The sequence below is a fragment of the Ruminococcus sp. AF37-20 genome (genome assembly GCF_003460465.1).
In the GTDB taxonomy this organism is placed as follows: Bacteria; Bacillota; Clostridia; order Oscillospirales; family Ruminococcaceae; genus Hominimerdicola; species Hominimerdicola aceti.
Genome location: NZ_QTVE01000037.1, coordinates 1 through 11,429, shown reverse-complemented (window position 1 = coordinate 11,429; position 11,429 = coordinate 1). Strand labels below are relative to the sequence as shown.

The window sequence follows — 11,429 nt, the reverse complement described above, 5'->3', positions numbered from 1 at the left end:
TTTTCTTTTTTCTTAATTTTGTCCAATATCTATTGTAGCACTACAAATGACTTTATAAATATTAATTATTGTTATTGTAATATTTATATAAATATGATATAATTTTCAATGAGGTGGAACATTATGCGTTTAAATGTTGCTGTGTGTGATGATGAAAAAATAATATGTAATGAGATAAAAAATCGTTTGTATGGAATGTTTCCTGATTATTTAGTTGACATTTATGATTCTGGCACGTCTTTGTTGGAATCTGGCAAATATTATGACCTGATTTTTTTAGACATAGAAATGCCCAATATGAATGGAATGGTTACTGCGGAGCAGTTGCGAGAAAAAGATCATGGAGAATATATAATATTCCTTACCAGTCATTCTGAATATATGCCTGAGGCTTTTAAAGTTAAAGCGTTTCGTTTTCTAGAAAAACCTATTGATGGAATGAAATTTTTTGAGGCATTAAGTTGTGCCGAAAAGGAGATCTTGAGTAATGAAAAAATTGCTATTAAGGAAAAGGGGCGTACTACTCTTGTAAGCTATAATGATATAGTGTGCATCGAAGCATACGGAGATGGTACTTTTGTATATACAAAGTATGGGATTGTCGTTAGTCTTAAATCATTGAAATATTGGTCCGATAGATTGGGCAGTGAACATTTCTATCAAGTTCACAAATCGTATTTAGTTGCCTTTCGCTATGTGAAAAATATATATGCGACAACAATAGAATTGCATTATATGAAAGAGAGGGTACCAGTTTCAAGAAGAAGGCTGTCACAATTTAAGCTGCTTTTTTATGATTATGTAAAGCGTAATTCAAGATGTTTATGAGGTTTTTATGGAAAGAATTTTGTATAATGCAGCGATGTACATTAGTGAGCTGGTAAAATTATGTGTTGCTGTATCGCTGCTATTCTGCATTAAGTTGAAATCAAGAATGCATACTATGGTATGTATTACGCTATTTATACTGACTATATCTCTTATTTCGTCTTTTTGTGATCCGTATAATTTAGGACCATTTTTTGATGCTATGGTTATTCTTTGTGTCATTCTTTGTTTAAAAAATAAACGGCAGACAGGAATGGTTATTTTAATATATATTTTTATATGTTTACTTGATATGGTTGTTGGTATTTTTGCTGCAACCATTGGTGCTATGTCTAAAATTCCCAACAAATTTTCTATATCTGAGTTGGGTTTGAATTGTGTATCAGGATTTTTAATTGCAATATTATCGTTTATAAGAATGAAAATACTAAAAAAAGCCGTACATATAGATTTTTCTACCAAGCAAATAATTTTGATTATAATTGGCGGTTGTTCTATTGGCGTGTATCTTTCGTCTATAATGCTGTTTATGATGGATCAAAATTATTCTTTATATAAGAGCATAGCTGCTTTGGCTTTAAGCATGAGTAGTATAATTTTTATTGTAATTTGTTTTTTATTGATCTCAAGCCATAATAAAAACAAATATTTGAAAAAGGAAACTGAAGTAACGCAAAATTTATTAAAAGCTCAGAAAAAATATTATATTTCTCTCTTAAAAAAAGATGAAGAAACCAAACAGTTCCGTCATGACATAAAAAATCATCTGTATTGTATGAAAATGTTATGTGAAAATATGGAATTAGAACAACTTGGCGACTATTTTGACAAAATGAATATAGAACTGAATAAATTAACTTCAAACATACATACAGGAAGTAATTTGATTGATGTAATAATAGATGATATTCGTGGAAGATATCCAAGCGTAGAGTTTAAATGGGAGGGTCACATTGAAAATGATCTGAGATTATCTCAAATGGATCTGTGTACACTTTTTTCTAATCTGATAAGTAATGCTTTTGAGGCTGCTGAGTTTTGTAATGATAAGCGTGTGAATATATGTGTGAAATTTTTGGAATCAACTTTGTTTATAAATGTTGAAAACACTTATTTTAAAGAGCCAATTATTAAAGACAATGAATTTATCAGTATAAAATCAGGAGAAGGACATGGGTATGGGATGCAAAATATAAAGGAATGCCTAATAAAATACAACGGACATATGGACAATGATTATTGTAATGGTATCTTTATTACTGATATAGTGATTCCGAATGCCATATAATCATAACAAATAACACCGTTCACCCTATAAATGTAACCGTTCGCCGAGAAAATATTGATTATTTTGTCACATAATGATATATAAGATTTTGGGAGTAACTCCTAAATCTTGTTTTCGGTGGTGATAAAATATGTTCTACATAATAAATTGGTGGAGATGGATTTGGAGAAGATAGTTTCAAATGCCAGAATCATTAGTATAATTTGTGCGTTTTAAAGTTAATTGAGGCGGTTATTTTATGAAAAATGTAGGTAAGAAAATCTTTGCATGCTGTGGGGCTTTTTTAATGGTAACAGCAATGTCAATTACAGTGTTTGCAACGACATTAACTGGAAGTAGTTTGGGACATAAAAATGATAAATGGGAGTATGGTATACACTATAGTTTTTTAAGGTTTGATAAGGAAGAACAGTATTCTTATTTTTATTGTAAGGATAAAAAACATACTGCCACAGCAATACAGAAATCGAGCAGTAAAAAGTATATGAGCAAAAAAACTGCCGATAAGGGTAAAACTGCTAAAGCAGAAACTGGATATCATAAGAATTTTACCGAGTGGAATTCTTACTACAACCACGTTTAACCACATGATAGGTAGAATGCGTTAACATTCTCCCTAAATTAATGATATTCAGAGGGATAGCATGAAGATCAAATATAGTTTTATAGTAATCTTTGCATTTACTGCAATATTTATATTTGCGAATTGTTTTCTAAACTATGACAATCTATTTTATACTTCAATGATTCATATAGGTGAATCCGAATCATCGGTGAAAGCTGTTTTTTCGACTGATATTAAATCTAAAGAAGAAATATATGAAATTCTAACAGTCGTTATGAAAAAATATTCGGCTAACATTTATTGTTCTAATATCGATAATATAAAAGGTAAAGACTACTATGTGAAAAATATCTATGTCACAAATTTCAGTACATTTCAAAAAATCAAATTGGATAGTGGAAGGTTCTATAATGCCAATGAGATCGATTCGGATTATTTTCTTTCAACTGATCGCACAAATAATAGTAATCAAATCGGTGTTGTATCAGCGTTGAATAAAAATAAGGGATTTATGGTCAAAACACTTAGACAATATTTTAGTGATAATAATGCCCCCCTTGATAAAACATATGTCATCGAATTAAATGATCATAGCGACCTGAATGATATAAAAAAAGAATTAAAGCAAGAAGGTATCGTATTAAGTTATCAGTCCAATGATTTTAAAAATGCAAAACAGCCATCATATTATGTAGCCGTCACAATGGCATCAACTTTAATTTTAGTCTTTCTAATAATGTATGATTTTATAAGATCATACAAAAAGATAGGAATAAAAAAAATGTTGGGCTATGATTTTAATACTATTTGGAGTGAAAGTGTTCCTAAACTTGTGATATGTCAGTCTGTAGTTTTTGCAATAACGGCACTGATTTTTACCTCAATTTTAGTTCCTGGATTTAATTTTGCTTGTGTTGGATTTTTGAAAAAATTATTTTTTTGCTATTTGGCTGTTACGATAGTCACTCTAATTATCATCAGTCTGCCATTTATTTTTGTTAAGTATGTTTCTTTGAGCGGTGTAATAAAAAATCAACGACCATACAGATCGTTAATAGTTTTTAATAGCTTTTTGAAATTCATATCTTTTACTTCCGCCATTTGCGTGATGTGTCTGTCGATAACGGATTTAAATAGCTTATATACTTTGAGTTTAGATAAATATTCAAATTGGAATAAAACCAAACAGTTTGCGTATGTATCGGTTATGGAGATCCCGAATGAAAGTGATTGGACAGGAGAAACGGACGAGGATATTGAAAATTTTAAAGAAATTTATAAGATCATGAATGCAAATGGATCTGTTTATGCTGATTTTTCAATTTATTCTCCTCTTTATGAGGAAGACAGAGAAAATGGTGAGTTCCCTGTTAATATTAGTGTTAATGTCAATCCTAACTATCTTAAACTTTTCCCTGTATATGACAAGAATAACCAAAAAATAGTCATTTCTGAAAATGAAAAAAGCTGTGTTGTGCTTGCTCCAGAAAAATATAAGAATAAAGAGGATAAGATCCAGGAGTATTATAGTGAGTATGGTTTTACAGGAAAAGCAAAAGTAATTTGGTATAAGGATTCCCAATCGTTATTTACATTTGCTTTAGATTGTGGCGATAGTAAAAACACTGTGAAAGATCCTGTCATTAATGTGCTTACAGAAAATAACGGTGATCCTATAGACTATTCAATGATACTTGGAGAAACAGGAGGCCCATTTAAAATAGTGGTAAATGATTTTGAGAATGCGACTGCTGAAATTGCAAAAGTTTGCAGTAAGTTTTACGATGAGAGTGAGGTAAGATTCCCTGCTACCGGCGTGTATCAAGCTATTGAGGAACAAGTAAAAGAGTTGAATACAAAACTTATAGTTCAGTTTTTAATGTTTGTAGCGTTGATAATAATATGTTTTTCAGCAGTTATTCAAAATGTTATTGCATACATGGAGCAGCACCAAAAGGAACTGGCGGTAAAGAAAATAATGGGCTTTAGATTTAAAGAAAGATATATTAATTATTATGTTGGCATGGTATTTCTTGATGCAAGTTCATTTATTGTGGCTCTTTTGATCGATCGTAATTTTATTGAAACAGTATTAATATCAGCAATACTAATAAGCATTGATGTAATTTTCTCCACATTATATATCAAGAAAAAAGATAGAATTGATATTATAAATGTTGCAAAAGGTGGTTGATTATAATGATAGAGATAAAAAACATTACTAAAAAATATGATGACAGAGTGATCTTTAAAAACTTTTCGCTAAAAATCAATGATGGTGAATTTGTTGTAATTACTGGTAAAAGCGGCTGCGGAAAAAGTACATTATTAAACATTATAGGTTTGTTGGAAGATCCGGACAAAGGGAAGGTAGTTATAGATGGTGAAAAAATTTTGTCTTCCCAAAGCAATAATGCTGTCAAGGTAATTAGAAATAAAATTAGTTATGTCTTTCAGAATTTTGCACTTGTTGACGAGGAGACTGTTAAATATAATCTTATGCTTGCATTAAGATATGTTAAGTTAAGTCATAAAGAAAAGGAAAATAAGATCGCCGATGCACTGGCGAAAGTTGGTCTTTGTGGGTATGAAAATAAAAAGATATACCAGTTGAGTGGTGGAGAACAGCAAAGAGTTTCACTGGCACGAGTGTTTTTGAAACCTTCAGAAATAATTTTAGCGGATGAACCGACCGGATCGTTAGACAAAGAAAATGCAGCCATAGTTATCAATATTCTAAAAAGAATTAATCGTGACTATGGGAAAACAGTTTTAATAGTTACACATGATGAAAATTTAAAAGAAATTGGAGATAGGATAATCGACCTGTCTTAGTTACGCATATGGTTGAGCAAGGTTATATAGATTGCTTATGATGGTGCATTAAAAAATGATCAGTAATTTAATGGAGTTAATAAATTGGGAAGGATGTTATAATGAGTAACGAATCAACAATACAAGTGGAAGAAAAGGATATTTGTAAAAAGAAAAGTATCTTTGATACAATAAAGTCGGATAAAAACAATAACTATAGCTCATATGCAGCGTTGATAGGTGTTTTGCTGACCATATCAGGAATTATAGTAAAAGGTATATCAGCAATAGTTATTGAAGGATACAATAGTTATTTCTCGATTAATGGATCATATTCCAAAATAAGCGAGGCCAATATTTTTTCAAATTTATTTGATTTGCTTTTTAAAGGTTTGATTTTATTGCTATTTAATTATTTTATGGGATACATAATAATAAGGACACATGGCTTTTGGAAAACAGTTCGAAATGTGGTTTGTATTTATCTTGTAACTATGGTTGCATTATTTATATTTGCCTGCGTAATACTGGATTATAATATAATCAAAATATGGAAGGATGTAACAGCGTTAGAAGTATTAAAGTGTTTACGCTCGTTATTTATATTATGTACGGCCATTTATTATTTTGGTTTATCAATAGGAATTGCTTTAAAAAATCAAAAATTTTTTACTAAGCCTATCGATAAAGCCGTAGATATGGTAGATAAAAAGACAAATACAAAGAAAACTGGCAAAAAAGTAATAATAGCTTTAATTGCAGTTTTTGTAATAGTTCAGACATTCTGCTTTTTTAAATTGGGTGAATCATTCGCTGCTTTAAAACGCGACTATAGACTCATAGACAACAACACAAAAGTAATATTAGCTGAAAAAGATGGAACGTATCTATGTGCAAATTGTAAATATGATGAAAAAAGCAATTATTTGGAGATATATTCTTCAAAGCAAGTTTGTATTGATACGGAGAATGTGGAAATGAATGTTATTAATGTCTTTGGTGTGAATGTTGATAAAGGAAAATAGATTAGAATTTAAGCTACTAATGTGCTTATTTTATCATTAGGCCATTTTACCAAATCTATTTAGCTATATTTACCATTGACTTTTTAGAAAAAATCGCATATAATAATATTAACAGAACCCGACACGCCTCTTAGCAATGCGTACCACGTCGGGTCGTTTAATTATTAGGGGACTTTTTTATGCAGCTTAAAGAACAGCAACCATCAATGAATGTTGATCAACAAATCGAGAACTTGAAAATGCTTGGGTTGAGAATTGTCAATGAAGAATATGCACGTCGAATTCTTAATGATATTTCATATTTCCGCTTGATAAAAGCATATGGCCTTGGACTAAAAGGTAAAAATAAAAATTTTGATGGTTCTATATCCTTTGAACAAATCGTTGAGTTATACCTGTTTAACGCCAACTTCAGGCAACTCTTATTTACTTGGATAGAGCAAATCGAAGTTAATCTCAGGTGTAGGGTAGCTAATCATTTCTCACATATTTATGGTGTACTAGGATATGAAGATCCGGATAATTTTAATGATCCTGGCTATCACTATGATTTTCTTTGTGAGATAAAAAAGGAAATATCCAGAAATAGCAAAGCCCCTTTTGTTAAGAATTTCAAAAATAATTATACTGACGGCAAAATTCCGTTTTACGCTTTGGTGGAGCTGTTCAGTTTCGGTACGCTCTCAAAGTTTTATAAAAATATGAAACCTCAGGACAAAAAAGCCGTTGCAACGTTGTATGGCGTGGGATATACTTATCTTGAAAGCTGGGTCGAACACATTGCTTTTGTGCGGAATATTTGTGCACACTATGGACGTTTGTATAATGTTAATCTTGCTAAAACGCCAAAGCTATATAAGCAATATACAGAAAAGGGGATAAGCAGTATCCGTGTATTTGCAACTCTTCTTTGCATAAAACATCTAATAACTAATGATCAACATTGGACAGCGTTTGTGGACAAACTAGATAAACTTTTTCACAAGTACCCTCACGTTGATAAAAAACTTATGGGATTTCCAGATGATTGGGTTAATATATTGAACGAATAAACATTGAAACATCGCATTTGTTTTTACAAATGCGATGTTTTGATAAGAAAATATATCGTTGTGCTGCTCCTATACTGACAGTCTAACGGCATATGTAATCTCGATGCAATGACCTGTGTTTCTTACGCTGTTTCGGGTAAATATCCATTGTTGTTCAGGACTAATTATTTTGACCATCTGACCGCCTACAGAGCCGACCTCACGAGCTGTAAGATCGCCGTTGTAGCCCTGCTTGAGGTTTACGCCAACTTCGTTAGCTGCTTCCATCTTGAACTTGTTGAGTGTTTCTCTGCCTTCCTGAGTTGTGATACCTTTCATTTTCGTATCTCCTTTTCATTTGTTTTTCGGGTTTGCAATAATATTATATGTCTGCATGATTTGATTATAAGAGGTAATTTATAGAACGAAATGGGGCGGTTTTTGGAATGAAAAAAAATTAAAAGCTAAAATTAGTATGATTTTAAACGGAGCAAAATTCAAAAAAAATCATTTACATATAAATTATACTTCTTTTGGAAATTGTGTGATTTTGTATAGTCACAGTTTTCAATTGTCAAAATACCACTGGACACAGTGATTACATGCCCTGCACTGCTGCTGCCGTATTTCAGCACATAACCGTTGAGATCAAGGGTGACGGTGCGGTTGACCACTAATGTGGTGTAAATGGTAATGTCTGACGTCAGTTTGACTGTTCCGTATGAAGCTTCTCTGATTGCTGAAACCAGTTCCGCCGCTGTGGAAACTTCCGCCGTCCCACTCGCTGCCATATTATCCTCGGCAAATACACTTGTCGACACAAGGCAAAGAACCATACAAAGGGTGAGCATGATACTGAGTATTCGTTTTTTTATTTTCCGTTACCTCTGTTTTCGTGTATATCGGCTCAGTCAAGAGCAATAATTGTAATATTATAGACAGCACCGTTCAGCTGTGTGCCGGGGGTCAACTGGATAAATTCATATTGCAGCACAATATCACTGCCGGCATTGTAGATGCGGTTGAATGCAAACGGCATCCACACTCGTGAATTATCTGCATCGTTCATATACCTTTCGATCAATGTATCATTAAGAATGCCTTGTCTGCCTTTCAATACTACCGAGTACCATCCACCCATGTCGTGAGAAATGCAGACCGAACCGCTGAATGAAATACTGTATGTATGTCCGGCTTTCAGCGTTACGGTTCTATTGGCTCGATCCCATACAAAAAGTCCTCCGGAATTGCAATCTTCAAACAACTGAAGCGGCTGATTGAATGAAGCGCCGGTGCCGCCGTTTGAGGCGTGAAAATACCCCGAACAGCTGCCGTTCTGACCGGCATCGCCCTTGTCGCCTTTATCTCCCTTGTCGCCTTTGTCTCCCTTTTCGCCGTCTGTGCCGTCAACACCGTCTGTGCCGTCTGTGCCTGCGGCTTTTACGCCCGTATCGGTTTCTCCGATCCACCAGTTGCCGTTTTCACCAATGAAGGGGGTGTTGCCGTCCGCACCATCGGAGCCGTTTTGTCCGTTTGTTCCATCCTTGCCGTCGGCTCCGTCCTTTCCGTTTATACCGTCCTTGCCGTCAAGACCTTTCAAAACCGAAAGATCGTACAGGTTCAGCCATATTTTATCGCCGACATAGCGCCACTGCAGGGTGTTTTCGCTTACACGGAACTCCGGTGTCTTTCCGTTTGCTCCGTCTGCACCTTTCTGCCCGGTGGGACCTGTGATGTCGGCTATCGCCACAAGGTCCTGCCACTCATCGCCCTCGTAGCGCCACTGTATGTGGGTTTCAGCTCGCTGCACCTCTATGCTTTTGGCGTTAATGCCGTCAGTGCCGTTGATACCGTCTTTTCCGTCGGCTCCGTCTTTGCCGTCGGAGCCGTTAATGCCGTCTTTTCCGTTTGTACCGTTTATTCCGTTCTTACCGTCGGCACCATTAGAGCCGTCTTTACCGTCTGTGCCGTTCTTTCCGTTTTCTCCGGCAGCGCCCCGCAGCTCGGTAAGCGCCACAAGGTCGTGCCAGTCGGCTTCGTCGCTGTATTTCCACTGAATCGCCGTGCCGTTGTTTTGCACCTCCGGCAGTGCGTCGCCTGTTTTTGCCGCCTTGCTCCATCCTATTGCAAGCACGCTGCAAAGCACCAAAAGAGCGGTGCAAATCGCCAAAAGTGTACCTGTGAGTAGTTTTTTTCTTGTTTTCATCTTTTTTCCTCCGTTCGGAATTGTTTATCACGGCGGAGCTTTGCGCCGCTGCCCACGCCGTAAATGAGCGGCGGTCGATAGGCTTATGCTTGGTTTGCTTTGTACTTATCCACAAACAGGGCGACCCCCTGCTTTAAGACCTCCATCTGGGTTTTCAGATAATATTCATCCTCAAACATCGCATAATGTACGCAGGCACGGACGAATATAAAGATCAGTGGCGTGATGACCGTATATGGAATGCCGATCTTTGGTTCCAGCCGCTTGGCGTACTCGGTATAGCGTTCGTTCACGCCCTCAAAAAATTTCTTGCCGTGCTCGATATACTTCGGGTGCGTATATATCTGATACATCAGGCGATATTTTTTTCCGTGCTTTTTTGCTGTCCAATACGGGACCTCCTTCACAAAACGGACAACATCCTCGGGGTCGGTGGGTGCCATCTCCATAAAGTCGTCCTCAACCTTTTCCATACAGTATGCCGTTGACTCAATGATCAGTTCGTCAAGGTTTTTAAAATACGAATACAAATTTGCTTTCGTGCATCCGCACGCATCGGCCAGTGCTTTAATTCCTGTGCCTGTGAGCCCATTTTCCGCATAGCACTCGAAGCACTTTTCCATTAGTTCACGTTTTCGCTCATTGTGCTGTTGCTCAGTTGTTTTCATGTTGCTTCGCTCCTTTTATGCGTACCGACCGTTCGTTTATGATTAGTATAACACAGATTTGTAACAAAGTCAAGAATTGTTCAAAAAATGAAGAAGATAAAGTTTCAACATGATCTCATAAAAAAAGTCCTTACAGCAGAAAGAAAATAGCGGCTTACCTCAACGATCAAAACCGTACTAATAAATATGTCCATAAGACTTATGGAAAGATGGGATAGGCTTATTGACTTCCCATGTTCTCATATGATATAATAAATTCATATTAACACAACATTTCTGTTCAGGGGGTATATCAAATGAAAAAGCAAAATGCAGGGCTTATCGCTCTGAGTATCGTTTTTATTCTTATGGGTGGTTTCTCTACTATCTATAATCTCAGCAAGTATGTATCAAACAGAGTTTTCATGTCAAGTGCTGAGAAAACCACAGGCTATGTGAAGTGGATAGACCATGAGTTGAAAACTTGGGGACATAACAAAAAGGCAAGCAACAAAGCTGAAACATATTACATAACTGTCGCTTTTGATGTTGGCGGCAAGGAGTACACAAGAGAGATCTTCACAGGCACATATTATGTGAGTCAGAACGAAAAAGTGAACGTGTATTACAACACTGATAAAAACGGTGAGCCTGATAAGGTCGTGACCGATATTGATAATGATAAAAGACCGTACCTTACTTGGCCGCTGATACTTTTGCTTGGCATTGTGCTACTTGTGCTTACTAAGAAAAATATTATCTCAGTGGGGAGAAAAAGATAAAAAAGTAATCATTAAAATAGTAACCAAAAGAAACTTTGTGCAACTAAATAACAGAAAAGCAGAAACCTGCTAAGAAAAATCAATAGGCAAAATGAACAAAGTTGAGAAAAGAAGCAAAGGAAAAAACGATATAGCAAAGCTGACGTTTGAAGGAAGTATTCAAACGCCTGATGAGTATGTACCTGAGACTACAATTAATGTTCGGAGTAAAACTCCATAACCTTGCCGTAGTAAACTCGAAGG

11 protein-coding genes and 1 pseudogene are annotated in these 11,429 nt (G+C 35.3%); 8 read left to right on the top strand and 4 right to left on the bottom strand.

Going from position 1 to position 11,429, the window contains the following annotated elements; translation table 11 throughout:
* The first annotated feature begins 123 nt into the window (after window positions 1-123).
* From DW015_RS12700 to DW015_RS12670, 7 genes are all read left to right on the top strand, one after another.
* The gene (locus tag DW015_RS12700) at window positions 124-828 is read left to right on the top strand and encodes a LytTR family DNA-binding domain-containing protein (protein WP_181979932.1); all 705 of its coding nucleotides are present in this window, start codon (window positions 124-126) and stop codon (window positions 826-828) included.
* A 7-nt stretch (window positions 829-835) separates the two neighbouring features.
* Complete coding sequence (locus tag DW015_RS12695; protein ID WP_117905890.1) at window positions 836-2,116, top strand: GHKL domain-containing protein; 1,281 nt, start codon at window positions 836-838, stop codon at window positions 2,114-2,116.
* A gap of 238 nt (window positions 2,117-2,354) precedes the next feature.
* Complete coding sequence (locus tag DW015_RS12690; protein ID WP_117905889.1) at window positions 2,355-2,699, top strand: hypothetical protein; 345 nt, start codon at window positions 2,355-2,357, stop codon at window positions 2,697-2,699.
* Between the two features lie 61 nt (window positions 2,700-2,760).
* Entirely contained in the window at window positions 2,761-4,875 is a 2,115-nt protein-coding gene (locus DW015_RS12685; protein ID WP_117905888.1) for a DUF1430 domain-containing protein, read from the top strand.
* 5 nt (window positions 4,876-4,880) lie between these two features.
* Window positions 4,881-5,516, top strand: a complete 636-nt coding sequence (locus DW015_RS12680) for a putative bacteriocin export ABC transporter (RefSeq protein WP_117905887.1) — start codon at window positions 4,881-4,883, stop codon at window positions 5,514-5,516.
* 101 nt (window positions 5,517-5,617) lie between these two features.
* The gene (locus DW015_RS12675; RefSeq protein WP_117905886.1) at window positions 5,618-6,520 is read left to right on the top strand and encodes a hypothetical protein; all 903 of its coding nucleotides are present in this window, start codon (window positions 5,618-5,620) and stop codon (window positions 6,518-6,520) included.
* Between the two features lie 179 nt (window positions 6,521-6,699).
* Window positions 6,700-7,572, top strand: coding sequence for an Abi family protein (locus DW015_RS12670; protein ID WP_117905885.1), 873 nt, complete (start codon window positions 6,700-6,702; stop codon window positions 7,570-7,572).
* 162 nt (window positions 7,573-7,734) lie between these two features.
* On the opposite strand, the pseudogene DW015_RS13930 reads toward DW015_RS12670, so the two are convergent.
* The 4 genes and pseudogenes from DW015_RS13930 to DW015_RS12650 form a co-directional block, all read right to left on the bottom strand.
* Window positions 7,735-7,890, bottom strand: a pseudogene (locus DW015_RS13930) (alpha/beta-type small acid-soluble spore protein); the annotation flags it as partial.
* A 158-nt stretch (window positions 7,891-8,048) separates the two neighbouring features.
* Window positions 8,049-8,342 carry a pectate lyase-like adhesive domain-containing protein gene (locus DW015_RS12660; protein ID WP_147338171.1) on the bottom strand — a complete coding sequence of 98 codons (294 nt, stop codon included), beginning with the start codon at window positions 8,340-8,342 and terminating at the stop codon, window positions 8,049-8,051.
* 116 nt (window positions 8,343-8,458) lie between these two features.
* On the bottom strand, window positions 8,459-9,757 hold the full coding sequence (locus DW015_RS12655; protein WP_117905883.1) for a collagen-like protein: 1,299 nt from the start codon (window positions 9,755-9,757) through the stop codon (window positions 8,459-8,461).
* Window positions 9,758-9,840: 83 nt separating this feature from the next.
* Window positions 9,841-10,425 (bottom strand): TetR/AcrR family transcriptional regulator, encoded by a 585-nt coding sequence (locus tag DW015_RS12650; protein ID WP_046440066.1) that lies wholly within the window; start codon window positions 10,423-10,425, stop codon window positions 9,841-9,843.
* 296 nt (window positions 10,426-10,721) lie between these two features.
* Here DW015_RS12650 and DW015_RS12645 point away from each other — a divergent pair, with 296 nt between their 5' ends.
* A complete protein-coding gene (locus DW015_RS12645; RefSeq protein ID WP_022287567.1) occupies window positions 10,722-11,186 on the top strand; it encodes a DUF3592 domain-containing protein in 465 nt (154 codons plus the stop codon).
* Window positions 11,187-11,429 lie beyond the last annotated feature (243 nt).